The sequence below is a fragment of the Pseudomonas sp. TE3552 genome (assembly GCF_056278945.1).
In genome coordinates, this window is record NZ_JBWBQJ010000001.1 from 1,826,614 (window position 1) to 1,852,444 (window position 25,831).

19 protein-coding genes are annotated in these 25,831 nt (G+C 58.1%); 9 read left to right on the forward strand and 10 right to left on the reverse strand.

What is annotated here, in order from left to right:
* Positions 1–59: 59 nt before the first annotated feature.
* Positions 60–1,442 carry an LLM class flavin-dependent oxidoreductase gene (locus tag ACZ9BB_RS08135; protein ID WP_476213296.1) on the reverse strand — a complete coding sequence of 461 codons (1,383 nt, stop codon included), beginning with the start codon at positions 1,440–1,442 and terminating at the stop codon, positions 60–62.
* Positions 1,443–1,850: 408 nt separating this feature from the next.
* Here ACZ9BB_RS08135 and ACZ9BB_RS08140 point away from each other — a divergent pair, with 408 nt between their 5' ends.
* Together ACZ9BB_RS08140 and ACZ9BB_RS08145 are read left to right on the forward strand one after the other, a co-directional pair.
* Positions 1,851–2,870 carry a substrate-binding domain-containing protein gene (locus ACZ9BB_RS08140; RefSeq protein ID WP_476218239.1) on the forward strand — a complete coding sequence of 340 codons (1,020 nt, stop codon included), beginning with the start codon at positions 1,851–1,853 and terminating at the stop codon, positions 2,868–2,870.
* Positions 2,858–5,878: an EAL domain-containing protein gene (locus ACZ9BB_RS08145; protein WP_476213297.1), complete on the forward strand. Its 3,021-nt coding sequence runs from the start codon at positions 2,858–2,860 to the stop codon at positions 5,876–5,878. The genes ACZ9BB_RS08140 and ACZ9BB_RS08145 overlap by 13 nt, the downstream gene beginning before the upstream one ends.
* Before the next feature lie 62 nt (positions 5,879–5,940).
* Here the strand turns inward: ACZ9BB_RS08145 and ACZ9BB_RS08150 are convergent, their stop codons facing one another.
* The 4 genes from ACZ9BB_RS08150 to ACZ9BB_RS08165 all read right to left on the reverse strand — a co-directional run bounded on the left by ACZ9BB_RS08150 (position 5,941) and on the right by ACZ9BB_RS08165 (position 9,873).
* Positions 5,941–6,897 (reverse strand): 2-hydroxyacid dehydrogenase, encoded by a 957-nt coding sequence (locus ACZ9BB_RS08150; RefSeq protein ID WP_476213298.1) that lies wholly within the window; start codon positions 6,895–6,897, stop codon positions 5,941–5,943.
* A gap of 33 nt (positions 6,898–6,930) precedes the next feature.
* Positions 6,931–7,689, reverse strand: coding sequence for an SDR family oxidoreductase (locus ACZ9BB_RS08155; protein WP_476213299.1), 759 nt, complete (start codon positions 7,687–7,689; stop codon positions 6,931–6,933).
* Positions 7,690–7,731: 42 nt separating this feature from the next.
* On the reverse strand, positions 7,732–8,424 hold the full coding sequence (locus tag ACZ9BB_RS08160) for a fumarylacetoacetate hydrolase family protein (RefSeq protein WP_476213300.1): 693 nt from the start codon (positions 8,422–8,424) through the stop codon (positions 7,732–7,734).
* A 99-nt stretch (positions 8,425–8,523) separates the two neighbouring features.
* A complete protein-coding gene (locus tag ACZ9BB_RS08165) occupies positions 8,524–9,873 on the reverse strand; it encodes an MFS transporter (protein ID WP_476213301.1) in 1,350 nt (449 codons plus the stop codon).
* A 585-nt stretch (positions 9,874–10,458) separates the two neighbouring features.
* Between ACZ9BB_RS08165 and ACZ9BB_RS08170 the strand changes: the two genes are divergently transcribed.
* Entirely contained in the window at positions 10,459–11,391 is a 933-nt protein-coding gene (locus ACZ9BB_RS08170) for a helix-turn-helix transcriptional regulator (protein WP_476213302.1), read from the forward strand.
* 96 nt (positions 11,392–11,487) lie between these two features.
* Here the strand turns inward: ACZ9BB_RS08170 and ACZ9BB_RS08175 are convergent, their stop codons facing one another.
* Positions 11,488–12,237, reverse strand: coding sequence for a substrate-binding periplasmic protein (locus ACZ9BB_RS08175; protein ID WP_476213303.1), 750 nt, complete (start codon positions 12,235–12,237; stop codon positions 11,488–11,490).
* Positions 12,238–12,570: 333 nt separating this feature from the next.
* A complete protein-coding gene (locus ACZ9BB_RS08180) occupies positions 12,571–13,320 on the reverse strand; it encodes an NADPH-dependent F420 reductase (RefSeq protein ID WP_476213304.1) in 750 nt (249 codons plus the stop codon).
* Between the two features lie 101 nt (positions 13,321–13,421).
* Between ACZ9BB_RS08180 and ACZ9BB_RS08185 the strand changes: the two genes are divergently transcribed.
* The 3 genes from ACZ9BB_RS08185 to ACZ9BB_RS08195 all read left to right on the forward strand — a co-directional run bounded on the left by ACZ9BB_RS08185 (position 13,422) and on the right by ACZ9BB_RS08195 (position 16,056).
* On the forward strand, positions 13,422–13,829 hold the full coding sequence (locus ACZ9BB_RS08185; protein ID WP_476213305.1) for a winged helix-turn-helix transcriptional regulator: 408 nt from the start codon (positions 13,422–13,424) through the stop codon (positions 13,827–13,829).
* Positions 13,830–13,964: 135 nt separating this feature from the next.
* Positions 13,965–14,588 (forward strand): TetR/AcrR family transcriptional regulator, encoded by a 624-nt coding sequence (locus ACZ9BB_RS08190; protein ID WP_476213306.1) that lies wholly within the window; start codon positions 13,965–13,967, stop codon positions 14,586–14,588.
* Positions 14,589–14,784: 196 nt separating this feature from the next.
* The gene (locus ACZ9BB_RS08195; protein WP_476213307.1) at positions 14,785–16,056 is read left to right on the forward strand and encodes an OmpP1/FadL family transporter; all 1,272 of its coding nucleotides are present in this window, start codon (positions 14,785–14,787) and stop codon (positions 16,054–16,056) included.
* A gap of 112 nt (positions 16,057–16,168) precedes the next feature.
* Here ACZ9BB_RS08195 and ACZ9BB_RS08200 read toward each other — a convergent pair whose 3' ends face one another.
* A complete protein-coding gene (locus ACZ9BB_RS08200; protein WP_476213308.1) occupies positions 16,169–16,954 on the reverse strand; it encodes an SDR family NAD(P)-dependent oxidoreductase in 786 nt (261 codons plus the stop codon).
* 44 nt (positions 16,955–16,998) lie between these two features.
* Positions 16,999–18,459, reverse strand: a complete 1,461-nt coding sequence (locus tag ACZ9BB_RS08205; RefSeq protein ID WP_476213309.1) for an efflux transporter outer membrane subunit — start codon at positions 18,457–18,459, stop codon at positions 16,999–17,001.
* A gap of 219 nt (positions 18,460–18,678) precedes the next feature.
* Between ACZ9BB_RS08205 and ACZ9BB_RS08210 the strand changes: the two genes are divergently transcribed.
* Genes ACZ9BB_RS08210 through fabF form a run of 3 tightly spaced genes read left to right on the forward strand, consistent with a single transcriptional unit; the run spans position 18,679 to position 24,279 of the window.
* The gene (locus ACZ9BB_RS08210) at positions 18,679–19,788 is read left to right on the forward strand and encodes an efflux RND transporter periplasmic adaptor subunit (protein WP_476213310.1); all 1,110 of its coding nucleotides are present in this window, start codon (positions 18,679–18,681) and stop codon (positions 19,786–19,788) included.
* Positions 19,785–22,934: an efflux RND transporter permease subunit gene (locus ACZ9BB_RS08215; protein WP_476213311.1), complete on the forward strand. Its 3,150-nt coding sequence runs from the start codon at positions 19,785–19,787 to the stop codon at positions 22,932–22,934. Before ACZ9BB_RS08210 ends, ACZ9BB_RS08215 begins: the two co-directional genes overlap by 4 nt.
* 46 nt (positions 22,935–22,980) lie before the next feature.
* Positions 22,981–24,279: a beta-ketoacyl-ACP synthase II gene (gene fabF, locus ACZ9BB_RS08220; protein ID WP_476213312.1), complete on the forward strand. Its 1,299-nt coding sequence runs from the start codon at positions 22,981–22,983 to the stop codon at positions 24,277–24,279.
* A gap of 277 nt (positions 24,280–24,556) precedes the next feature.
* Here the strand turns inward: fabF and ACZ9BB_RS08225 are convergent, their stop codons facing one another.
* Positions 24,557–25,756, reverse strand: coding sequence for an MFS transporter (locus ACZ9BB_RS08225; RefSeq protein WP_476213313.1), 1,200 nt, complete (start codon positions 25,754–25,756; stop codon positions 24,557–24,559).
* Positions 25,757–25,831: the final 75 nt, after the last annotated feature.

The following is a 25,831-nucleotide window of genomic DNA, read 5'->3' on the forward strand; positions in this document are numbered from 1 at the left end:
CGACGTTTTTCTCGAACGTTCGGCGACTGCTTGATAACACTTGAGCAGTCGCCTTCGGGCTATAGCGCCTTGCCGAAGCGGAATGAAGCGCCATAAGCCGAGTCGGGTAAATGGCTGCTGCCATCTGCCCTTAACCTGGACCTGAAGGTACCGTTTTGTGGCTGGGTTCTGTAGAGGCCGCGCTTCTGTAATTCGGGAATGATCAACTCCACGAAATCTTCGAGTGTGCCAGGGCTGATCAGCGGATTGAGCATATAGCCGCTGGTGCCGCAAATGCGCGCGTGTTCTTCGATCCGGTCGGCTACCTGTTGCGGGGTGCCCACCAGGATCAGGTCGCTGCCGCGGGTGACTTTGGCAAAGCGTTGTTTCACATCCCCGGCGGTCAACGGCTTACCACTGCCATCGGGGTGCATGACATAGGACGTCAGCCCTTCGGTGTGGGTCGACAATGCATCGCTGTCGGCATAGCGACTGATATCGATGCCCGTGTCGCCCGCATAACTCACCAGTTGCGCTTGAAGATGGTAGTTGCTTTGCAACGCATCATATTTGCGCTGGGCTTCAATTTCGGTTTTGGCGGTGACGATGCGCAATACAGTCAGGGACTTCACATCCTCACGCTGGCGACCGAGCGCCTGGGCCTTGGCCCATATGTCCTCCAGGCCCTGACGGATTTCCTGAGGGTTGGATTTGGCAATGAAGATCAGCTCGGCATGCTTGGCGGCGAACTCGCGACCGCGACCCGACCAGCCGGCCTGGATCAGTAGCGGTGTGCGCTGCGGCGACGGTGAGGTGAGGTGCGGCCCGGCGACTCGATAGTGCTCGCCGACGTGGTTAATCGGCCGTACCCGATCACCCCGGGCATACAGCTGATGAGCTTTGTCCGCGATCACCGCGTCATCGGCCCAACTGCCTTCCCACAGTTTGTACACCACATCGAGAAATTCTTCGGCGCGTTCGTAGCGGTCATCGTGTTTGATCATCTGTTCAAGGCCGAAGTTACGCGCGGCGCTGGACAGATAAGAGGTGACGATGTTCCAGCCCACCCGGCCATTGGTGAGATGGTCCAGGGTGCTGAAACGCCGAGCGTGGGAGAAGGGGTGTTCATAGCTGGTGGTAACCGTGACGCCAAACGCAAGGTTTTCGGTGACCGCGGCCAGGGCGGGAATGATCATCAACGGATCGTTGGCCGGAGCTTCCACAGCCCATTTCATCGCGGCATCGGCATTGCCGCCAAAGACGTCGTAGAAACCCAGCACATCGCCGAAGAACAGCATATCGAGGTTGGCCTGGTCGGCAATGCGCGCCAGGTTCGACCAGTAGCCCAACGAGTTGATTGCCAGGCGCTCGTCAGCCGGATGCGTCCAGAGGCTCGGCGCACCTCCACAGCCCACACTGGCTTGTTCGTAGAGTGCAAACAACAGAGGTTTTGGATCGGACATCATGGCTCCTGAACAAATTGAAGGGGCGTTTCTGTATCAACTCCAGCGCATAGATTGAAACGCACTATAAAATCAATTTGTACTTCTTTAAAAGAATAAGAAGCTTGTATCAGGCTATATCGCGCACTTTTCCCACAAAAGACCTGATGACAGCAGAACCGACTATCCTTTCGGATAGTGAACGCTGCACTTTTGGCAAAAAGGGACGCCATGCCAGACTATGATCGCGCCATCTGCTCCAGACCCGGCATCACATGCGGTGATCGAACCTGCCTGATCAGGCCCTGGTTATTCAGGCCCTGGCTACTCTGGACGGCTTCAATTACGGTTTTCTGTCTTTGCACGGCAACTCCCGGATACGGCCAGAACCTGCCAACCGCAGCGGGTGCCGAAAACGCCATGGTTACGGTGATACAAGCGCAGGAAATCGTTTCCAGGTCCACCCTTGAAGCCGTTCGCTGGAGCGGCCCTGAATCCGGCCCGCGAGCCCTGCGGGGCAAGAGCATCGCCCTTGTCGCAGAAGATTTGCGTAACGGAGGAATTGTCGGTGTCGCGCAGGGCGCTCGCGAGGCAGCCAAGGTGATGGGCTGGACGCTGAAGATATTCGATGGCGCTGGATCATCGTCCGGGCGCGCAAAGGCCTTTTCCGATGCTCTGGCAGCGAAACCCGATGGCCTCATCCTGTGCGGCTCCGATGCCCTTGAGAACAATGCGGCGCTGATTCTCTTCGCCAACAGGGATGTGCCGGTGGTTGGCTGGCACGCCGGGGCGCGCCCCGGTCCGATTGACGGCACGCCGGTGGCCATGAACGTCACGACCGACCCGCTCGAAGTGGCTCGCCTCACGGCCATGGCGGCAGTGGCACAGTCAAACGGACACGCCGGTGTGGTCATCCTGACCGACTCCAAGTACAGCATCGCCATGGCGAAAGCCAAGGCCATGGAAAACGTCATTCGGGCCTGTCAGGAATGTACGTTGCTGGAAGTGCGCGATGTCGCGATCTCCGAAAGTGGCGAGAAGATGCCGGTGATCACCAAGGAGCTGCTTCAGCGCTATGGCAAGCGCTGGACCCACACGCTGGCCATCAACGATATCTATTTCGACTACTCGATTGCCTCATTGACCAACGCCGCAATACCCAGTGACGGCATCAGTCTGTTGTCTGCCGGTGATGGCAGCGCCTCGGCTTTCTTGCGCATACAGGCAAAAACCTACCAGACCGTCACCGTGGCCGAGCCGCTCAACCTGCATGGCTGGCAAGTGATGGATGAATTGAACCGGCTGTTTGCAGGTCAGCCGGTGAGCGGCTTCGTCGCGCCGATTCACCTGGTCAATGCCGACAATATTGCCTTCGACGGCGGGAAGAAATTCCAGTACGACCCTGACAATGGCTATCGAGACATCTATCGCCACCAATGGAATCCCTGACATTGGACGTTACTTCCCGGCTCGGACGCCAGCTATTACCGCAATCGCTACGCGCACAGTTCACGCTGGCGTTTCTGGCGCTGGCGCTGCTGATCCTGGCGAGTGGTGCAACTGCGGTCTACGCCTTGCGCACGTCAAACAACGCCACCCGCCAGCTGACGGATGAACGACTGGTCCGCATGCAAAATGGGCAAGACATGCTGCAGCGTACCTTGCTGATCGAACGCCAGACCGATCAGCTGCTGACAACCCGCTCCCCCGACACCCTGCGTTCAAGCTATGCGGCGACCGTCGAACAGCTTGAAGCCCTTGATCAACTGGTGCAGGAGCTGACTGCCGCGAACAGTGGCGTGGCGATACTCGACATGCATCAGTCGAGTCAGATGTTCCGCAATACCGCCAACATCGTTGCTCAGCTGCGAGAAAGCCTGCTGCAAACCGAGGTTACCTTCGAGCAAACCATGGAGGATCACACCGCCCGATTAACCGCGACTCAGACCCGGGCCAGCCTGGAACTGGCGGTGTTACTTTTCGATCTGCCGCAGGCTGTTGACAGTGATGCCGTGCAACGGCTGCGGATCCGATATGAGCGTCTGTCACGCACCACAGGCAAGTTACCCGACGCTAATGTGGAGATGCCCGATCTCTTCTCCCTGCGCCTGAGGCTCATCAATCAGCACAACGTCATACAGCGCGTCAATGAGGAACTGAAGAATGAGGCCGGGGTTCTGGTCGCGGTGGCCCGTGCGCAATCCAGTGCTTACACCGAAGACTATCGCCAAGCCCTGCAGCGCCTGGTCGAGGACTCAAATCGTAGCCAGCAATGGGTGCTGATCATGTTGGGCGCCAGCCTGGTGTTCGCCTGGTTTGTGACCCGGGTCTTCATGGGCCGTCATGTGCTCGTACGCCTGAATGAAATAAGCCGGCAATTGCGTCAGGAGCGCACTGACAAAACGCATTTGATGATGGCGGAACATGGGAAAGACGAGATCGGCAACATGGCTCGCGCGGTGAATCAATTCCTCAAAGACCGACTTCAGCTGGAAAAAAGAACGGTTCAATTGAGTATCGCCACAGAACGGCTCGCCTTGCAGAACAGCCGATTAGAGCAAGAAGCCGTCATCCGTGCCGGACAAGGTCATGTCCTGGAGCTGATTGCCAGGAGCACCGAGCTTGCAGAAGTCCTCGACAGCCTGGCTCACCTGGTCGAGTCCCAACTGGAGGGGATGATGGTGTCCATCCTGGTGCTGGATGAGGATGGCAAGCACCTGCTGCACGGGGCAGCGCCCAGTTTGCCGAAAGCCTATAACCAGCTCATTGACGGGATTGCGATCGGTCCGAACGTCGGTTCATGCGGCACCGCGGTGTATCGACGAGAACCGGTCATCGTCACGGATATCGAGCTGGATCCGTTGTGGGAGGAGTACCGTTCAGCCGCTGCGCCCTATGGATTTCGCGCCTGCTGGTCGACGCCGATTCTGTCCCATGAGCGAAAGGTATTGGGTACGTTTGCCTTGTATTCCAACACCGTACGCAGCCCCAGCTCGACCGAGACGCGACTGATCGATATGGCGACACCGCTTGCCGGCATTGCGATAGAACGCCAACTTACCGAAAAGCGCATTCGCTATATGGGCGACCATGACGCACTGACCGGGCTACCGAATCGCACACTGCTCGAAGACCGTCTCAAGCAGGCAATACTTTATGCTCAGCGCTACAGCCGGCTGGTGACGGTGGTGTTTCTCGATCTGGACAAATTCAAACTGGTGAATGACAGCCTTGGGCACAGTGCTGGAGACGAACTGCTGAAAACCGTCGCGCAGCGCATGCTGGAGTGTGTACGCCGCACCGACACCGTCGTGCGGCTGGGTGGCGACGAGTTTGTGATCATCCTGTTCGACCAGCCCTCAGACCTCGACGGCGTTACTCCAGCCCTGCACAAAATCCAGGAAGCCATCCTGCGGCCGATTCAGCTCAGCGGACATACACTCCACGTCACCTGCAGCATGGGGTTGGCCACCTATCCAGCCGACGGCAGCGATACCGACACGTTGCTCAGCAACGCGGACGCCGCGATGTACCGGGCCAAGGAGCTGGGTCGCAACAGCTACCAGTTCTATACGAGCGAGATGAGTAACAAGGTTCAGGGCAAGCTCGCCATGCAAGACGGGCTTCGAAACGCACTCAGCCATGACGAGTTCCTGCTGCTGTACCAACCACAGGTGGATTTGCAGTCAGGTCAGATTATCGGCGTAGAGGCACTGATCCGCTGGCAGCACCCCGAGCTCGGCATGGTGTCTCCAATCAAATTCATTCCGCAGGCCGAAGAGACCGGGTTGATCGTGCCCATCGGCGACTGGGTGATTCATGCCGCGTGCAGACAGAACAAGGACTGGCAGGATGCGGGCTGCCCGCCGATCACCATGTCGGTGAATATTTCAGCGCGTCAGTTCATCGAAAGGGACCTGATCGACCGGGTGAGGCATGCCTTGCAAGAAACCGGACTGGACCCGATGTACCTTGAGCTGGAGCTGACCGAAAGTCTGATCATGCAAGACCTTCAGCAAGCCATCAGCAAAATGAAGGAACTGCAATCAATGGGGATCAGTCTCTCGATCGACGACTTCGGCACTGGCTACTCCAGCCTCGCAGCATTGAAAAGCTTCCCGATCGCCAGACTCAAGATCGACCAGTCTTTCGTCCGCGATCTGCCTGACAACGAGAACGACAAAGCCATCGCCACTGCAGTGATTTCGTTGGGGCACAAACTGAAGCTCAAGGTCATTGCCGAAGGTGTCGAAACCGAAGAGCAGCAAACCTTCCTGCGTGAAAACGGCTGCGATGAAATTCAAGGCCACTTTTTCAGCAGAGCGGTCAGCGCAACGCAAATCAGTCTGTTACTGCGTACGCCCCGGTTGCCTCAACCGAGCCGCATTGCGAGCCCTGACTCGGTAAGGCGAAAACGCGATGTAAAACGCCCAAGCAGTCCAATGCCCGGGCATTAATGACTCAGCTTACCTGACACCGAGACACTGAGGGGACGCAACGTCTCCTCGGTGGCCAACCTTCAGTCAGTCACGGAGCCCTGGGGTATTCTCCCGGCGAAACTGTCCACCAGGCTCGCCACCACCATCTCTCCCATCCGCGTGCGGGTCTGCAGCGTCGCACTCGCGCGATGGGGCTGCAGCACCACTTTCTCGTTGGCAAACAGTGTCTCGGGGACGTTCGGTTCATCGACAAACACATCCAGCGCCGCACCCGCAATCTCACCGGCGGCAAGCGCCGCCACCAGGTCGACCTCGTTGACCAGCTTGCCCCGTGCCACGTTGATCAGATACCCGTCCTTGCCCAGCGCTTGCAGCACCTGGGCATTGATGATGGCTTCAGCCGTGTCGGCGGCGGCCGCGAGAATCAGCGCATCGCTGTTGCTGGCCAGCTGCTTCAGATCGGCGATGAAAGTATGGTTCACATCGCTCATCGGCTGCAGATCGGTGTAACTGATCGGACAGCCAAACGCTGCGGCCCGGGTCGCCACTGCACGGCCGACCCGGCCCATGCCGACGATGCCGATGCGCATGCCCGACACCTGACGCGCCAACGGCAACGGGGCCAGCGGTGTCGGGCTCTGGGGCCATTGCCCCGAACGCACGTAACGATCACTGGTGCACAGACCCCGGCACACGGCAATCAACAAGCCGATGGCCAGGTCGGCGACGTCTTCGGTCAGCGCGCCGATGGTTGCGGTCACGCGAATTCCGCGATCCCGGGCGTACGCCAGATCCACCGCATCGGTGCCCACGCCGTTGACCGCCACCACTTCCAGTTTCGGTAGCTGCGCCATCAGCGCCTGACTGATACCGGTATGCCCGCCGGTGATCACCCCGCGAATGTTCGCGCCGTGTTCCTGCAAATAAGCCTGCTTGTCGGCCTGCTGGAAGTAGCGTCTGACGGTAAACAGTTCATCGAGCCGCGCGTTGATTTCGGGGATCAGGATCGGGCTGAGCTGCAAGACTTCTGGCTTCATGTAAACCTCGTGTGGCGGAATAAAAAGGCCGGTTTAACCGCGACCGGCAAACGGCATGGCACTGGCCATGACGGTCATGTTCAGGACGTTCGCCTCCAGCGGCAGACCGGCGATGTAGCGCACGGCATCGGCCACGTGCTTGACGTCCACCATCGGCTCCACGGCGATGGTGCCGTTGGCCTGGCGCACGCCTTTGGTCATGCGCACCGACATCTCGGTCAGGGCGTTGCCGATGTCTATCTGGCTGCAGGCGATGTTGAATTCCCGCCCGTCCAGGGCTAGCGATTTGGTCAGCCCCAGCACCGCGTGTTTGCTGGCGGTGTAGGCGCTGCTGAACGGTCGTGGGGTATGGGCCGAGATCGAGCCGTTATTGATGATGCGTCCGCCCTGTGGCTGTTGCCGGCGCATCAGCCTGAAGGCGCCACGGGCGCAGAGGAAAACGCCGTTGAGGTTGGTGTCGATCACGTTTCGCCACTGCTCGAACGTCAGCTCATCGAGCGGCACGGCAGGGGCGTTGACCCCGGCGTTGTTGAACACCACGTCGAGGCGTCCGTATACCTCGGTAATGGTGGCAAACAGCGCGTCGACACTGGCCGGATCGCGCACATCAGTGGGCACTGCCAGCGCTTCGTGTCCTTCGCTGAGCGCCAAGTCGACCAATGCCAGCAACGGCTCTGGCCGACGTCCAGCCAATACCAGGGTGAATCCATCGGCCATCAGCGCCAGAGCCACGGCGCGACCGATTCCGCTACCGGCGCCGGTGACCAGGGCCACTTTCAAAGGACTGGACATGTTGTTATCTCCTTTTTCAATTCACGAGGGCGTGAGCCGGGTTCAAGGTCGCTGACCAACGCGCATTTCCAGTTGGCCGATGCCGTCGATCCCGGCGTTGATGATGTCGCCTGGTTGCAGGACATCGACGCCTGCCGGGCTGCCGGTCATGATCAAGTCACCGGCCCGCAGCGCTACTGACTGTGAGATGCGGCTGATGATTTCACTGACCGACCAGATCTGGCTGTCGAGGCTGTCGCGCTGGCGCTCTTCGCCGTTGACGTTCAGCCACAACTCACCATCGGGATGTCCTGCCCGCGTGACCGGCACGATGGCGGTCATTGGCGCGGCGCCGTCGAACACCTTGGCACCTTCCCACGGCAAACCATTGCTTTTGGCCGCGCGCTGGACATCACGACGGGTCAGATCAAGGCCGGCGGCATAGCCCCACACATAGGCCAGCGCCTGACTCTGCGGAATATTGGCGCCGCCTTCACCGATGGCCACGACCAATTCGATTTCGTGGGCAAACTCTTCGGTCAACGGCGGGAAAGTCACTTCACCCGCCGCATCCACCACGTTGCTCGCCGGTTTCATGAAGAACACTGGCGGCTGGCGGGACTGGCCTTGGGTGTCTGGCCAAGGGTAGTTGCGGCCGACGCAAAATACCCGGCCAACGGGAAAGCGCAGCTGGCTGCCGGCAACCGGCAAGGTCACGGGCAGATCCGGGGTAAACACATACTCGGTCATCGTCATTTTTGTAGTCGTCCTGTTAGAAGCGTCAGCGTACGGCGGCAATCTTTTGCGAAGTTGGACGAATGCCGCTTTGTGTTGGAGAAAAACGGTTTATTTGACTCAGCGCGCCTTGAGTTCGATGCGATACAAGCGACCGAGCAGCAACGAATAGGACAAGGTCCCCATCAACGCCACGCCACCAATGAACCAGAAGGCGTAGGCAAACGAGCCCGTCGCGTGGACGATGCCGCCAATCACAATCGGAGTGACGATCCCGCCGATGTTGGCGGCCAGGCTGGTGACTCCGCCGGTCAGGCCGATCAGTTCCTTGGGCGCGACTTCCGATACGGCCGCCCACGACGACGAAGCGATTCCCTGGGCGAAGAAGGCAATGGTGAGCACGGCAATGCAGATCACATTCGAGTCGGTGAAATTCACCAGTACAATCGACATCCCCAGCATCGATCCGACCACCAAAGGCAACTTGCGAGCGAAGGACATTGAGTAACCACGGCGGATCAGCAAGTCGGAGATGATGCCGGCCAGCAGAATGCCGACCGTTGCACCCACGAACGGCAGCACCGCGAAGATCCCGGCCTTGATCATGGTCAGCTTGCGTTCTTCGATCAGGTACGTCGGGAACCAGGTCAGGAAGAAGTACAGCGCCGAGGTGCTGGCGAACTTGCCGATGCAAATCGCCCAGATCTGCCGATAACTGAACAGCTCGGCGATCTGCCGCCAGTTGAACCGGGTGCGTTCCTGACTGCTCTTGACCAGTCCGCCCCCGGCTTCGATGTACTTCAGTTCTTCCTGGCTGACGTTCTTGCAGCTCAGCGGATCGCGATACAAGTAGAGCCAGATCACACCGAACACAATGCCGAGTATCCCGGTGCTGTAGAAAACATGGCGCCAGTCATAGGTTGTGGCCAGCCATAACAGCACGCCGGTAAACAGAGCCGTGCCCAGATATTGGCCGCACACGTAAATGCTGCTGGCCAGGCCCCGTTCGCGGGCCGGGAACCATACCGTCACCGCGCGGCTGTTGGCCGGAAACGCTGGAGCCTCCATGGCGCCGACCGCCAGGCGCAGCCCGAACAGTGAAGCGAATCCTGTGGCAAAGCCCTGGCACACGGTGACCGTCGACCAACTGATCAGCGATACCCCGTAGGTGAAGCGGGAACCGAAGCGATCGGCAACAAACCCCGCGGGCACCAGGGCGAGGGCGTAAGTCCAGGCAAACGCGGAAAAAATCAGGCCCATTTCGATCTTGTCCAGGCCCAGGTCCTTGGCGAGGAACGGTGCCGCAATCGAGATGTTCACGCGGTCGATGTAGTTGATGATGGTTGCAATCAGCAGCAACGACAGCATGAACCAGCGCCGACGCGTCGGCAGTCGCTGAGGCAACAGGGCGTCCCGGGCGCCGGCACTCGCCGACGGTGCGGTGGACGGAGAGGTTTGCGAGTTCGACATGAGTAGACCTTTTTATTGTTAGAAGAATCGAGATGTTCGCGCGCAGCCGAAGCCGATGCCCCCAGTCTGGGGCAGAGCTATCACTAGTTGAATGAGAGGCGCGGACAGCCGCTGTCAGGCGCTCAGATACGCCTTCGCAGAGGCTCGGTCGGGGGCGGGTTGGCGAGGGAAAAAAGTAGGTTCATCACGTGCGCACCTTTTGATTGTTTTTGGACGGGTCGGGCTGCATTGCCTGTCACAGTGGTCGTACAACCACTCAAAATCAACGGAGACGTTAGATCGTTTTTTCTCATGAAAAAGGCGACTAATGCAGGTGTCCAAGAAAAATCAAATCAGCCAATTTCCACATTTTTGCCTAAAATGTTTAATAAGTTATTGTTTTAAAACAATTAAATATATGTGCTTGTGCGTGGTTTTTTTGGACAGGCGACACATCACACATGGATAAAATTTATTCTCTGTGTTTTGGTGTCATCCGATGACATGTTGAACCCAGCGGTATCCGCCTTCACAATCAGCGACGTCGCCGCCTGCTCCGCGGCGCGACGACAACCTGTCCATGTACCTGTCGAGGATCTTCAGGCGATGTCGTCACCGAGTCGAGTACCCACTTACGTCATGCAGCAACGCAGCGAATTGACGGACTTTTACATCCGCGACAAAAAGGGCCGGCGCGCCGAAACCAGCCCGCATCGCCACGAGTATTTCCAGATTCAGGTCAACCTCGGTGGCGATACCGTGCAGCACATCGGCAACGTCGAACGTCCGTTTCCGCGCAATACACTGGCCTTCATCCTGCCGCATCGCGTTCACGTGATTCCGCATCCGGCAGACAGCAATTTCATGGTGATCAATTTTTCCCAGACCTTCCTGCTTCCGCATTTGCAGTGCGACCCGATGGACCTGGAGGAAATCTCGATTTTGCTGGCCCCGGAGTTATCACCGTTCCGCTTTCAGGAACATCTGGATTTCATTCTGGCCGATGAGGATTTCAACAAGGTCTGTGCCTTGATCGAACAGATGCGAGTCCTGGATGAGAACCGTCAGTTCGGCACCCGCGAGATGCTCAAGGGGTTGTTGCTGCAACTGGTGGGGAGCGTTTGTGCCTTGTATGCCGAGCCGCTCAAACGATTGGCCGAAGAGAATGCCGCCGAAGTCAGCCGGCGCGATGCGCTAAGCAGGATGTCCGAATACTTGCGCAAGAATATTGCCGACCCCGATCTGAACCTGATCAAGGTGGCTGCTGCGACTTACCTGTCACCAACGTACCTGACGCACTGGTTGCGCAAGGAAATCGGCAAGACCTTCACTGAGCTGGTACTCGAGCGCAGGATGCACGCGGCACGCAATTATCTGCTCAATGGAACCCGGCCGGTGGGGGAGGTGGCGAGGTTGTGCGGTTTCGCTGACGAGGCTTATTTCTCCCGACGCTTTCGCCAGATACATGGCCAGCCGCCCGGGCAATTCAGACGTCAGCAACTCAATCCCGATACGCCGCAATCACCGTCCAACACGTGATCGACAGCTGTCGGTTGATGCGGCGGGGGACCCAGGTCGATTTGGGCGGATTCCACGCTTGCTATGCTGGCGAAGCGGATTTGCGCTTCCGCGCTTTCATTGCCCGATGGGGTGATTGTATCGATCCTGGATGCGCTGCAACTCGCCCGAGTGGCGCAGCTGCTCCAGGGCCCTGGCCCAGGCGGCTACCAGTTCGTCGTCACAGTCGCGGCTGAAGGCAATGTACAGCGATGAGCGATAGAGCTCGATGGGAATCTGCCGCAGCGTGCCGGGGGCGATGTTCAACTGGCGGCTGTAGTAAGCCACCCCCGCATCAGTGTCGCCTATGATGATGTCGGTGCGCCCGGCTAGCAGCATGCGATAGAGCTGCAGGCTCTCGGTCGCACTTTTTTCAAGGTTGTTGAAGCCACGTGACTGCAGAATCTCGGGTATCAGGCCGGCATGTCTCGTCGTGATCCGTGGGGCGTGCAGTAGCTGCTCCAAGGAATTCACCGGCTGCTGCGCATTGGCTAACTGATAGGGGTGAATGGACTCTTCCACGATCGGTCCGACCCACTTGTATAACGGTTCGCGCTCCGCCGTGCGGAATAGGGAATACATTATGGTCTTGGGCCGGCTCATCAATGCGCGGGTGCTTCGCATACTGGGCAGCAGCACCACCTCAAAGTCATCCCCAGTCAACGCCATTATGCCCCGAACAATCTCCGTGGCCATGCCGGTGAGCTGATTGTTCTCCTGGTAGTTGTACGGCGCCCACTCTTCAGTAACGACTTGATATTGCTCGGCCCTGACGGGAGCGCCGAGTAATAGACAGAGCAGCGCGGCAGTAAGTGTCGAATGGTTCACGTGTTCTGCCTAGTGGGCTGTGCGGTGGTTAAGGGGGGATCTGATTTTAAAAGGGCGAAATAGCACGCATGGCGCAGGATTTACAAGAGCGTTTAGCGGATTGCCTCTTATCGGTATCGGTTGAGACAAGTAGTGACCGTCCGCTTATGACTGTGGCTGACGGAGTCAAGGGCGGCTATCGCCTGAAAGCGGATGCCATGGAAAGGCCGTGGTATCGGCGAGCTAGGCCGGCTGCACTTATCACTTAAGGACTATCAGATAATGTTGTCCAATAAACCAGTGGCGTGCCGCGCTGCAACAATCGTGGTGCCGGATGGATAGGGGACGAGGAATTCAGCCGGCCTCGTTGAAGCTCCGATTAAATTCAACCACGTCATGATGCGAAGGATTTTTCGCGAAGAGCGCCGGGAGTTGCGTATTGAACGCCTCTCGCTTCTGCGCCGCGGCTCCCTTGACTGCGGCATTCAGCGCCTGACGCATCTCATCAGCGGTGTAATCGCAGCAGTACGCTGGCGTGCAGGGCTGTTGACGCCATGAGTCCTCCAGGCTGCCACTGTCGACCGGCTCGAATCCAACTTCATCGATCAGTTGCATCACAAGACGCTTATGATTTGCATCGTCACCAGCAACTGCGACAGCCAGACGGCCGTCCGCGCCTTTTGGCTTACCAAGATTCTCCAGCGAAAAAGCCAGAATATTGTTGAAGGCCTTGATCACCGGTCGGCCAAGCTGCCCGCTAACCCACACGCTCTCCGTTTGACCTTTTTCCAGCGCGGCGATGCGTTCGTCTCTCAGGCCTGGGTAGTAATTACTCGTGTCGACCACTGGAACCGAGGATGGCAATGCGACCAGCAGGTTCTTAGGAAGAGCTGCCATGGCCGGTTGGGGGATGGAAATAATCACAGCGTCGGCGCCATCGAAGACATCTTGCAAGTCACAAGGAACGGCTCCTGCTTCCTCGGCAAAAGCGCTTACCGTCTCTTTTCCCCGAGAGTTGGCCACACTGACTTCGTGGCCGGCAGTGACAAGCCTTCGGGCAAGGGTTGCGCCGATAGATCCAATACCAACGATTGCGATTTTCATAACACCTCCAAGGATTCAAAGTCCGGATACGTTATTATCGATACTGCAACATCCGCAAGAACCGACGTTTTTGTCTGTAACCCACCAAAAGGTAAGTACTGATGGCGCGCGAGTGGGAATGTGAAAACCCTTTACGACGGCAGGCTTGGTCGGCCGCTATCAACGCTACGCTTCGTGTTCTGGAGGGTAAGTGGAAAATTGTGATCATCAATGAGCTGATGGCCGCTAAAGGCCGGCCGCTTCGGTTCTCCGAACTGGAAAAGCTCATTCCCGATGTCACGCAGAAGATGCTCATTCAGCAGTTGAAAGGGCTCCAGCAAGACGACATCGTTCAGCGAACCGTATACCCAGAGGTACCTCCGCGAGTGGAGTACGCGCTGACAACGCTGGGTCATGCACTCGGCCCGGCTATGACAGCCCTTATCGACTGGGCTGAGCTTCGTCACCAGCACGAGGCGAAAGGTATGGAACTACTTAGCGTTAGCGACGATAGACTTGTGGAACGCTAATCCGCCCTGTTCGATTACTCAAACGTCAACCCGTTTCAAATCTGATCAGCTGTGGTTTCCGAACGTTCGATTTGTGACTATATATCTTATCGGTCACAAGTTGTCAGTCGTCGATAGGGTGAGTAAGCTGTCCCCATGAATCAGCCATCAATATCTTCTTCGCCCAGCCCCCGTGGCCCAGCCGATCACGACATTCGAGACCAGATTGTCGCGGCAGCCAATGAACACTTCAGTCAATACGGCTACGGTAAAACCACGGTTTCCGACCTGGCCAAGGCCATCGGGTTTTCCAAGGCCTACATCTACAAATTTTTTGATTCCAAGCAGGCGATCGGTGAAGCCATCTGCGCAAATTGTCTGGCAGAAATCGTCGCGGCTGTGGAGCAGGCTATCAATGTAGAAGACCTGTCGCCGACGGAGCGCTTTCGACGTTTGGTCAAAACGGTGATCGCCACAGGTGTGAATCTGTTCTTTAACGACCGAAAACTCTATGACATTGCAGCGTTTGCGGCGTCGGAAAGCTGGCCCAGTTCACAGGCTTATGACGCACAGATCAAACGCTTCGTGTTGCAAATCGTGCGAGAGGGGCGAGAGATTGGCGAATTTGAACGCAAGACTCCGCTGGACGAGACAGTAGAAGCGATACATCTCGCACTGCGGCCATTCGTTAACCCCTTGCTGCTGCAGTACAACCTCGATTTCGTCGAGGAGGCGCCTACGCTCACCTCCAACCTCATCTTGCGTAGCCTCATGCCTTGACCTTTGGCTAAAGGTTTATCGCATAGGGCGGTACGCGTCAGATCCCAAACGGCTTTTCACTTTGCCCTTCTTCCATCCGTCGAAGGGCATTTTATTTATCTGTGAAGTGACCATTGACTGATATGGTCACATGAATAAATATGGTGGTCCACTGTTTCTAGTGCTTCATCTCAGTGATACCCATAGAGTTCAAACAATGAAAAAAATAGTGCTCAAGACCCCATTTGGCCTTGCTGTCGTGCTCGCATCCTCAAACGTTTTTGCAAGCGGCTTCGCTCTCAATGAACAAAGCATCAGTGGGATGGGGGCCGGGTTTGCCGGTCGTTCTTCCGCCGCTGAAGATGCGAGTACGGTCTTCGGTAACCCTGCGGGCATGTCTCGCTTGAAAAGAGAACAGGTCAGCGTGGGGGCGGCGACTCTTTTCGCCAAGTCCGACATAAGCCACACCCGCAGTACATTCGGCGGCCAGGAAGACGGCGACATGGTGCCAACCACCACCGTGCCTATGGGTTACTACGTCAAACCGATCGATGAGCATTGGGCGTTCGGTGTAGGTTTTTATGTGCCTTTCGGTCTGATGACTGACTATGGCAGCGGTTTCGCCGGGCGTTACTACGCCAACAAAAGCGAAGTCACGACCCTTACGTTCCAGCCCACTGTCAGCTATGCCTTCAACGACAAAGTTTCGATCGGGTTCGGTCCGACCATCAACCGTATCGGTGGTGAAATTTCCGGTATGGTGCCCAATCCGCTTAGCCCTGGTCGCAATGACGGAAAACTCAAAAGCACGGGTGACGACACTGCCTTGGGTTTTAACGCCGGTATCTTGGTGCAGGCTACAGACCGAACCCGTTTGGGCATGACCTACCATTCCAAGGTCAGTTATCAATTGGATGCCAAGACCAAGGTCACTGACGGCATCTTTAGCGTGTTGGGGGTCAGCGGCCGCAGTTATGACGCTTCGCTGGATGTGGATACCCCGGAGTCAGTGGATTTCTCGGTGACTCATCAGCTTAATAACGACTGGACCCTATACGTGGGGAGCACCTGGACTCGCTGGAGTCGCTTCAAAGCGTTAACCATCGAGAACACAGGTTTACCCCCTGCGTTGAGCGGCGCGCTGGGCACCATTACCGAAGAACAGAATTGGCACGATACGTGGGCTCATGCTATCGGTGCGGCATATCAACTGAACAATCAATGGGTACTTCGCGCAGGCTTTTCGGTCGATCAGTCACCGGCCAATAACACCAATCGTGGACCGCGCATTCCTACGGGCGACCGGAAGGTTGTCAGCTTCGGTGCTGGCTGGACGCCGGTGGACAATGTCACGATCGATGTTGCTTACTCTTACCTGTGGGAAGAGAGCGTGCAGGTCAACGACACCTCGCCGACCAGAGGTGCATACAGTGCCAAATATAAGAACAGTGCGAGCGGGCTCGGTACGTCTGTTAGTTACCGCTTCTAATTGAGTGCTGTTACACGATAAATGTCCTGTCGGGAGCACGCGTTGCCTCCCGACCTTTAGGAACACATCTCGGGCCTTTCCCCTGAGGTAAAAGGCCTCTTTGTCACCCCCCTCAGACTCCCATCACCTGCGCCATAAGGCTCTGATGAAACCGACGTGGCGTGGCCCACGTCAAGACAGTGATGGCCTTGTTGCCAAAACCTGGTACGACACTCATGCGTCCGGCTTGCAGGGCGCGGATGCCTGCACGCACGACGGGTTGAGGCTGCATCATCACCATTTTCAAGGCCGGTGTGATCCGTTGTTTGGCGCTTTCTGCAAATCCGGTATCTGACATCCCTGGGCAAAGTGCGGTAACGACGACACCGTCATTTTTCAGTTCACGATGAAGCGCATCAGAGAAGCGAAGAACATAGGCTTTCGCGGCAGAGTAAACGGCGAAATTCTTCACGCCCTGGAAGGACAGCAAGCTTGCGACCATCAGGATGTGCCCACGTTTGCGGGCTCGCATGTCGGCCGCAAAAAGGCGTGTCAGGGCTGTCAGGCTGGCGATATCCAAATCAATCAACGCCAGGGACTCATCCAGAGGTTGATCCAGGAAAGGCCCTTGCAATCCATGACCGGCATTGTTGATGAGCACATCGATCACTATATTGCGTTCGCGGAGTCGCTCATGCAGTTCGATGATCGCCGGGATCGAGGAAAGGTCTACTTGTTCGACGATCACATCAACGCCGAAGCGTTCGCGCAACTGCGCCGATAGCGCTTCGAGTTTACTCAGCCTTCTTGCTACCAGAACGAGTGATTTTCCCTGCGCTGCGTATTGCCGGGCAAACTCCTCGCCAAATCCGCTTGATGCGCCTGTGATGAGCACCCAGGAATTCTCGTTCGATTTCATTTCGCTGTACTCCGGTTGGTTTCTATTGAGCTCGCCTGGTCAGGTCATCGTGTCGCAACAGGTTGGGCTTCAGGAGGTTGCCAGCCACCACCTAGCGACTTGAATGCCGCCACCGCCGCCCGTGCCGATTCCGTTCGCGCTTGCGCCCGGGCATCGGAAGCCTGCAGCATCGTTTCGTCAGCGTGCAGGACATCGATCAGGCTGGCCGTGCCTTTCTCATAGGCAATGAACGACGATTGGCGAGCCTGTGTCAGAGACGCCTCTCCCCCGGTGAGGGTGGTTGCTTGAGCTTCCCGATTCACCAGTGAGGAGAGCGCGTTCTCGACATCCTCGGTGGCACGCAGCACAGACTGACGGTAAGCGGCCAGGGTTTCGGCTTCCTGTCCCTTGGCTTGGTCGATTTGGGCGTTTATGCGACCGAAGTCGAAGAGTCTCCAGCGCAGTCCCAATACGCCCGCCGACTGGCTGGCGCCGCTGGTAAAAAGATTGCCTGCGGATACAGCTGTGGCACTGCCCAGCAATGCGCTAAGAGAGAACTTCGGGTAGTACTCGGCAATCGCCTCCCCGATGCGAGCGTTTGAGGCCGCAAGACGGCGCTCGGCCACGATGAGATCTGGCCTGCGGCGCAGCAGATCGGCCGGCGTTCCCATCGCCTTTAACTGCGGCGCTACAGGAATGCTCCCCGCACTTGCCAGTTGCGTGCGGTGAGTGCCTGGCGGCGTGCCGAGCATGACATCCAGCGCATTCATGGCAGCATCCAGGCCGGTCTGCAGGGCCGGTACTGTAGCTTGGACCTGCGATAGCGCCCCCTCGGTCTGGCGAACCTGATAGTTGGCGGCGAGCCCCTTGCTGTAAAGCAATTGGACTTTCTCTAGCAACTCCTGCTGCGTTTTGACTTGCCGATTCGCAATGTCCAGCCGGGTCTGCAGTCCGCGGATAGTGATGTAGATATCAGCGGTCTGCGCGGCGATGGCCAATCGTGTGGCAGCGACGCCCGCCTGGGAAGCCTGGTACTCGGCCAGTGCAGCCTCGCGTCCGCGTCGCAGTCCGCCAAAGACGTCCACCTCCCAGCTAGCATCGAGGTTGGCCTCGTAGGAACTTCCGTACCGATCATAGCCAGGCGTTGAGTTCAACACCTGGCCGAGCGGCGTCTCGATTGACTGGTAGGAGCGCGCGGCCTGTCCGCTGATGTTCCCCGAGGGCAGTAAAGCGGCATTTGCAGCACCTAGTCCGGCCCGTGCCTGCGTGACTCGCGCCGACGCCTGCGCCAGGTCCAGGTTCTGCTCAAGCGCCTTGGCGATGAAGTCGGTTAGCACTGAATCACCAAAGCCTTCCCACCAAGCTACAAGGGTGGTTGGCGTCGCTCCACGCCGCTGTTCGACAGAAGGCTGACCCAAGTAATGATCCGAAAGCGGAGCGTCTGGACGATGGTAGTCCGGACCGACCGCGCAACCTGCCAATAAGCCGGCGATGACCAAAAGAGCAATTGGACGGAGGGGAGGCATTGAGATTCCTTCAATCGAGGATTGTTTGTGACCATATTACGCAATAGTCACTTCCTGTCAATTGAGGTGATTTGAGCAAGTTTTTGGTTTTTGTCGTTTATAACGGCGACTTCTTCGTTGAGCTTGAGAAGCGGGATGTTTCATGGTTAGTGACTATTGACACATATGGTCACTAGACTGAGAATATGGCGCTCGTCCTATTTTTAAGTAAGGGAACCTATGCGCCGGCTTCGACCTTTCCCCATTGCCGCTTGCTTGTTGCCTCTCGTCCTGACGGCATGTGGCGACTCATCCACCGTTGAAGATCCACGCACGCATGCTCCTTTGGTGAGGTCCACTGCTGTTCAGGCTTCGTCCGACGTCTCGCGTTCTTTCAGTGGTGTCGTGGTTGCCCGCGTCCAGGGTGACCTGGGCTTTCGGGTATCCGGCAAGGTGCTTGAGCGTCTGGTCGACACCGGTCAGACCGTTAAACGTGGTCAGCCGCTGATACGCCTTGATCCGATCGATTTGGGGTTGCAGGCACGAGCACAGCAGGAGTCGGTCATAGCCGCTCGGGCCCGAGCCAAGCAGACAGCAGATGACGAGGCGCGATACCGCAGTCTGGTTGCCGCAGGCGCTATTTCTGCATCGGCCTACGACCAGATCAAAGCCGCAGCGGATACCGCAAAGGCGCAGCTTAGCGCCGCTGAAGCGCAGGCTGACGTTGCCCGTAATGCTTCTGGCTATGCGGTGCTGCTTGCCGATTCCGACGGCGTGGTGGTGGAGACGCTCGCCGAGCCCGGACAAGTTGTCAGCCCGGGACAGCCCGTGGTTCGACTGGCGCGGGCAGGGCAGCGCGAAGCCATCGTGCACCTGCCCGAGACGTTGCGCCCCGCAGCAGGATCCACTGCGCAGGCAACGCTTTATGGCAATACCACGGACGCTGTTACAGCGAAGCTGAGGCTGCTGTCTGACTCGGCCGACCGCATGACACGCACCTTCGAGGCGCGGTATGTGCTTGAGGGCGCGCTGGCCAATGCGCCGATAGGTTCGACCGTCACGCTTCGGATCGCTGAAGGCACCGCGCAAGGGCAGGGGCTGCAAGTACCGATCGCTGCCGTTTATGACCCAGGCCAAGGCACTGGCGTGTGGGTCATTGCCGGTACACCGGCGAAGGTGGCCTGGCGACCTGTACAAGTCCTGGGCTTGAGCGACGACACAGTGCGAGTCGCGGGCGACCTCAAAGTCGGCGAGCAGATCGTAGCGTTAGGCGCACATCTGTTGCGCGAAGGTGAAGAGGTGAGATTGCCTCAACAAGATGACGTCAAAGTTGCCGGGGGTCGTCCATGAGCGAGGGGCGCTTCAATCTTTCCGCGATCGCCGTTCGTGAGCGATCTATCACGGTGTTTCTGATCTTTCTGATTGCTGTTGCAGGCACCCTGGCGTTCTTCCAGCTGGGGCGTGCGGAGGATCCACCGTTTACGGTCAAGCAGTTGACGGTCATTACCGCGTGGCCGGGCGCTACCGCGCAGGAAATGCAGGACCAGGTAGCAGAGCCACTTGAAAAACGTCTGCAAGAATTGAAATGGTACGACCGCACGGAAACCTATACGCGGCCCGGTCTCGCTTTCACCATGGTGTCGTTGTTGGACCGCACGCCACCCTCACAGGTGCAGGAAGAGTTTTATCAGGCGCGCAAAAAGCTCGACGACGAAGCCACCAAGCTACCGGCGGGTGTGATCGGGCCATTGGTCAACGACGAGTATTCGGACGTGACGTTTGCGCTGTTCGCCCTGAAAGCCAAAGGCGAGCCGCAGCGCTTGCTGGTGCGCGATGCTGAATCCTTGCGCCAACAACTGTTGCATGTGCCGGGCGTGAAGAAGGTCAACATCATCGGTGAGCAAGCCGAGCGCATTTTTGTGTCCTTCTCCCATGACCGACTGGCCACCTTGGGCGTTTCTCCCCAGGACATCTTCGCCGCGCTAAATAGCCAGAACGTGCTCACACCCGCAGGTTCCATCGAAACCAACGGGCCGCAGGTTTTCCTGCGGGTGGATGGCGCTTTCGATAAATTGGAGAAAATTCGTGACACGCCCCTGGTGATTCAGGGACGCACGTTGAAGCTCTCGGACGTGGCGACGGTTGAACGAGGCTACGAAGACCCTGCCACCTTCCTGGTGCGCAATAACGGCGAAGAGGCCCTGTTGCTGGGGGTCATAATGCGCGAGGGCTGGAATGGCCTGGACCTGGGCAAGGCGCTGGACGCCGAGACGACGAAGATCAATGAAGGCATGCCGCTGGGCATGACGCTGACCAAGGTCACCGATCAAGCCGTGAACATTGACTCGGCAGTCGGCGAGTTCATGGTCAAATTTTTTGTCGCGCTGCTTGTGGTGATGCTTGTTTGCTTTCTCAGCATGGGCTGGCGGGTAGGTCTCGTGGTCGCCGCGGCGGTACCGTTGACGCTGGCGATAGTGTTTGTGGTGATGGCGGCCACCGGAAAGAACTTTGACCGTATTACCCTCGGCTCGTTGATTCTGGCGCTGGGACTGCTGGTGGACGACGCGATCATTGCTATCGAAATGATGGTGGTGAAAATGGAAGAGGGCTACGACCGAATCAAAGCCTCCGCGTATGCCTGGAGTCATACGGCCGCGCCGATGCTCTCCGGTACGCTGGTAACGGCGATTGGCTTCATGCCCAACGGTTTCGCCCAGTCCACTGCCGGCGAGTACACCAGCAACATGTTCTGGATCGTCGGCATTGCTCTGATCGCTTCCTGGGTCGTCGCGGTGGCTTTCACCCCTTATCTGGGAGTGAAGTTGTTGCCAGACATCAAGAAGGTCGAGGGTGGGCATGCGGCTATCTACAACACTCCCCGTTACAACCGCTTCCGCCGGCTTCTGACACGCGTCATCGCCCGCAAATGGCTGGTGGCTGGCACGGTTATCACGCTGTTTTTCGTGGCAGTTCTGGGCATGAGCCTGGTGAAGAAGCAGTTCTTCCCGACCTCGGACCGTCCCGAGGTGATGGTCGAGGTGCAAATGCCCTACGGAACCTCCATCGAGCAGACCAGTGCCACTGCTGCAAAGGTCGAGGCCTGGCTGCAACAGCAGGAAGAGGCAAAAATCGTCACGGCCTATATTGGGCAGGGCGCGCCGCGTTTCTTCCTGGCGATGGCGCCAGAACTGCCCGATCCATCGTTCGCCAAGATCGTGGTGCTGACGGACAGTCAGGAGGCACGTGAAACCCTCAAGTTCCGTCTTCGCGAAGCGGTCGCTGCAGGCCTCGCCCCAGAGGCCCGAGTCAGGGCGACTCAAATTGTGTTTGGTCCGTATTCGCCATACCCGGTGGCCTACCGGGTGATGGGGCCTGACCCGACGAAGCTGCGCGAGATTGCGGGTCGTGTACAAGAGGTCATGCAAGCCAGCCCGATGATGAGGACGGTCAACAGCGACTGGGGCCCTCTGACGCCGACGCTGCATTTCAACCTGGATCAGGATCGCTTGCAGGCGGTTGGACTGACGTCCAGTGCAGTCGCCCAGCAGTTGCAATTCCTGCTGGCCGGAGTGCCGATCACGGCGGTTCGTGAAGACATTCGTTCAGTGCAGGTGGTTGGTCGCGCCGCGGGTGACATCCGGCTCGATCCCGCCCGGATTGAAGGCTTCACATTGGTGGGCGCGGCGGGTCAGCGTATCCCTCTGTCCCAGGTCGGAGAGGTGGATGTGCGTATGGAGGATCCGATCCTTAGGCGCCGTGACCGCACGCCGACTATCACCGTGCGCGGCGATATTGCCGAAGGCCTTCAGCCGCCCGATGTATCGGGTGTGATCGTCAAGCAACTGCAGCCGATTATCGACACGCTGCCTGGCGGGTACCGGATCGAGCAGGCGGGTGCGATCGAGGAATCGGGCAAGGCCGGCCAGGCGATAGTGCCGCTGGTTCCCATCATGATTGCCCTGACGCTGTTGATCATCATTGTCCAGGTGCGTTCTATCTCGGCAATGATCATGGTGTTCTTCACCTCGCCGCTGGGATTGATTGGCGTGGTGCCGACGCTACTGATCTTCCATCAGCCGTTTGGAATCAACGCCCTGGTCGGTCTGATCGCGCTGTCGGGCATCTTGATGCGCAACACGCTGATTCTGATCGGGCAGATCCATCACAACGCCCAAGAAGGCTTGGACCCGTTTCACGCAGTGGTCGAAGCCACGGTACAGCGTGCCCGCCCGGTACTGCTGACAGCACTCGCGGCAATCCTGGCGTTCATCCCGCTGACCCATTCCGTCTTCTGGGGGACGCTGGCCTACACGCTGATCGGAGGCACGTTAGTCGGCACCATCATGACGCTGGTGTTCCTGCCGGCGATGTACGCCATCTGGTTCAAGATCCGTCCTGACGATACGGGGCAAACCGAAACAGCGAATAAGCAAGCAAACCTGGTGGATAGGGCACCATCCCGTCCTCTCGCCGTTCACCTCACCACAAAGCTTTAGCCATAGGCCATAGCGTGGACGTCGACTGAAAAATGAAGAGGGTTCAATGATTAATCTCGAAGGTCAAAAGCGAATCGTAGTCACGGGCGTCGGAATTGTCGGGCCTCTGGGATGCGGAGTAGAAGAAGTCTGGAAGAGATTGCTGGCTGGGCGTTCTGGCATCCGTAACCTGCCCGACGACATTACTGAGGGTACGGGCGTTGCAGTAGGCGGCCAGGTGCCGTCTCTAGAAGATGATGCCATCGCGGGTTACGACCCGGAGCGCATCATCTCGGCCAAGGATCGCAAGAAGATGGATCGCTTCATCGAGTTTGCACTTGTGGCAGCGCACGAAGCTTTGGAGCAGGCAGGCTGGCATCCGACAGAAGTCACAGACCAGGAGCGGACCGCCACGATCATTGCATCGGGCGTGGGTGGCTTTGGCGCGATTGCCGACGCTGTCCGCACCACCGATGCGCGTGGTCCTCGCCGATTGTCGCCATTCACTGCGCCGTCTTTTCTCGCCAACATGGCGGCCGGGCACGTATCCATTCGGAACGGATTCAAAGGGCCGCTCGGCGCTCCGGTAACAGCCTGTGCTGCTGGGGTACAAGCCATCGGCGATGCGGCCAGAATCATCAGAAGTGGTGAGGCGGATATCGCCATATGCGGCGGTACCGAAGCAGCGATAGACCGTGTAACCCTGGGTTGTTTTGCGGCGGCCCGCGCGCTATCAACTGGCTTTGCCGAGTACCCACAGCAGGCTTCACGTCCCTTTGATTGCGACCGTGACGGCTTCGTCATGTCCGAAGGTGCCGGGTTACTGGTGATTGAGTCACTGGAGCATGCGTTGGCTCGTGGAGCCAAGCCACTGGCGGAACTGGTCGGTTACGGCACCAGTGCCGATGCCTATCACTTGACGGCGGGTCCGGAGGACGGCAGCGGCGCACGCCGCGCCATGGAACAGGCACTGCGCCAGGCGGCTGTGAGTCCTGCCGAGGTGCAGCATATCAATGCACATGCGACCTCCACGCAGGTCGGTGACAAAGGCGAACTGGCAGCGATTCGCTCGGTATTCGGGAGCGGCTCTAGCGTCGCGATCAGCTCGACCAAGTCCGCCACCGGGCATCTGCTGGGAGCGGCTGGAGGCATTGAAGCTGTGTTCACCGTACTAGCGCTTCGCGACCAGGTGGTGCCGCCCACGCTGAATCTCGATCATCCCGATGAGGCGGCCGGCGGCCTTGATCTGGTCGCACTCAACGCTCGGCAGTTGTCGATCACGCATGCGCTCTCGAATGGGTTCGGTTTCGGCGGTGTTAACGCCAGCGTGCTGTTTCGCCGTTGGGAGCCTGAGTCTGAAGTGTGACGCTCAAATGACGACAACCGGAGCTGAGCAATGGGTGCAGGGGATCCAGACCGCTTTGCTGCATCAATTGGGCTGATGACAGCTTATGTTGGTATTGCCGCCTTACGCCATCCAGGTCAGGTCGAGAAGGTCTGAACCGGCACGCTTTTCCCATACTCGCTCCACCATAACGCGAGTGCCTCCATCGTCGACAGCGCGCGCTGACCGTAACTTCCAACCTGCGAGCGTATGCTCAACGGAAATTACAAGACACGCCTTGGCGTGTCTTGTATTCACTTCAAGCAATGTTCACTGATGCAAGCGGCTCCCGCGATGCTGCGCGTGCAGCCAGGAAGGCAAGAACGGCCGCCACGCCCAGCACCGTGGCGCTCAACTCAAAGGTCGCTCGATAGCCGCTCAAGTCAAAGACCAGCCCGCCAACGGTTGCGCCAGACGCTATTGCCAGTTGGATGATCGCTACCATTAAGCCGCCTCCCGCTTCAGCAGCGTCTGGCAACGTTCTTGCCAGCCAAGTCCACCATCCCACGGGTGCAGCCGTCGCAACCAGTCCCCAGAGGCCAAGCAAGACAGCGGTGGTGGCCACCGAGCTGCCGAATGCAACAAGCGCCAGTGCAATCACCGCCATCAGGATCGGGATGACGACGAGGGTTCGATGCAGGCCATTTTTCAACAACGCTTCAATCAGGAAGGTTCCCGCGAGGCCCGCCAGCCCCAGGACGAGCAACATCAGCGACAGCATGGAAACACTGACGTGTGTGACCGTTTCAAGGAACGGGCGCAAATAGGTAAACAGCATGAACTGGCCCATGAAGAAGATACTGACCGCCACCATGCCTAACGCGACCGGTAGGCTTTTCATCAACCTGAAGACATTCCCAGTGCCTGAATCGCTTTGCGACTTCATCGCTGGAAGGCTAAACAGAAGCCAGACAGAGGCAACTACCGCAACTGGGATGATGCACAAGAATGCACCGCGCCAGCCGATCAAGGCACCGAGAAAACTGCCCAATGGCGCTGCAATCACTGTCGCCAAAGCGTTGCCGCCGTTGACGATTGCCATTGCGCGAGTGATCTGATCATCAGGCACCAGACGCATGGCGGTTGCCGCGGACAATGACCAGAATCCACCTATCGCCACACCGATCAGCGCGCGGCCGATCATGAACACCCAGTAGTTCGGCGCGAACGCGACCACCGTTCCGGAAAGGATCATCAACAGTGTCAGTGAAAGGAGCAGGGGTTTACGTTCAATCCGCGTAGCCACCGATGCGATCAGAAGACTGGTGAACAAGGCAAACAGCCCCGAGACGGAGATGCCCTGGCCGGCTTGCCCCTCGGTGATATGCAGATCTGCGGCAATCGGTGTCAGCAGGCTGACAGGCATGAACTCCGATGCTACCAGCACGAAAGCGGCGAGCGACATGGCGAACACGGCGCCCCATGATTTATGAGGCACTGGGAGCAGGTGATCAGTCATTATTTGAATCCTGTATTGCGCGAAGCGTCGCAGCCCCGGGAACGAGGCTACGAGAGAACCGGCGCCCGGCAAGGG

Excerpts from the sequence above, each read along its gene's own strand:
- ACZ9BB_RS08135 (WP_476213296.1), bottom strand. The coding sequence starts at position 1,442 with ATGTCCGATCCAAAACCTCTGTTGTTTGCACTCTACGAACAAGCCAGT.
- ACZ9BB_RS08145 (WP_476213297.1), top strand. The coding sequence starts at position 2,858 with ATGGAATCCCTGACATTGGACGTTACTTCCCGGCTCGGACGCCAGCTA.
- ACZ9BB_RS08150 (WP_476213298.1), bottom strand. The coding sequence starts at position 6,897 with ATGAAGCCAGAAGTCTTGCAGCTCAGCCCGATCCTGATCCCCGAAATC.
- ACZ9BB_RS08155 (WP_476213299.1), bottom strand. The coding sequence starts at position 7,689 with ATGTCCAGTCCTTTGAAAGTGGCCCTGGTCACCGGCGCCGGTAGCGGA.
- ACZ9BB_RS08160 (WP_476213300.1), bottom strand. The coding sequence starts at position 8,424 with ATGACGATGACCGAGTATGTGTTTACCCCGGATCTGCCCGTGACCTTG.
- ACZ9BB_RS08165 (WP_476213301.1), bottom strand. The coding sequence starts at position 9,873 with ATGTCGAACTCGCAAACCTCTCCGTCCACCGCACCGTCGGCGAGTGCC.
- ACZ9BB_RS08170 (WP_476213302.1), top strand. The coding sequence starts at position 10,459 with ATGTCGTCACCGAGTCGAGTACCCACTTACGTCATGCAGCAACGCAGC.
- ACZ9BB_RS08180 (WP_476213304.1), bottom strand. The coding sequence starts at position 13,320 with ATGAAAATCGCAATCGTTGGTATTGGATCTATCGGCGCAACCCTTGCC.
- ACZ9BB_RS08185 (WP_476213305.1), top strand. The coding sequence starts at position 13,422 with ATGGCGCGCGAGTGGGAATGTGAAAACCCTTTACGACGGCAGGCTTGG.
- ACZ9BB_RS08190 (WP_476213306.1), top strand. The coding sequence starts at position 13,965 with ATGAATCAGCCATCAATATCTTCTTCGCCCAGCCCCCGTGGCCCAGCC.
- ACZ9BB_RS08195 (WP_476213307.1), top strand. The coding sequence starts at position 14,785 with ATGAAAAAAATAGTGCTCAAGACCCCATTTGGCCTTGCTGTCGTGCTC.
- ACZ9BB_RS08200 (WP_476213308.1), bottom strand. The coding sequence starts at position 16,954 with ATGAAATCGAACGAGAATTCCTGGGTGCTCATCACAGGCGCATCAAGC.
- ACZ9BB_RS08205 (WP_476213309.1), bottom strand. The coding sequence starts at position 18,459 with ATGCCTCCCCTCCGTCCAATTGCTCTTTTGGTCATCGCCGGCTTATTG.
- ACZ9BB_RS08210 (WP_476213310.1), top strand. The coding sequence starts at position 18,679 with ATGCGCCGGCTTCGACCTTTCCCCATTGCCGCTTGCTTGTTGCCTCTC.
- ACZ9BB_RS08215 (WP_476213311.1), top strand. The coding sequence starts at position 19,785 with ATGAGCGAGGGGCGCTTCAATCTTTCCGCGATCGCCGTTCGTGAGCGA.
- fabF (WP_476213312.1), top strand. The coding sequence starts at position 22,981 with ATGATTAATCTCGAAGGTCAAAAGCGAATCGTAGTCACGGGCGTCGGA.
- ACZ9BB_RS08225 (WP_476213313.1), bottom strand. The coding sequence starts at position 25,756 with ATGACTGATCACCTGCTCCCAGTGCCTCATAAATCATGGGGCGCCGTG.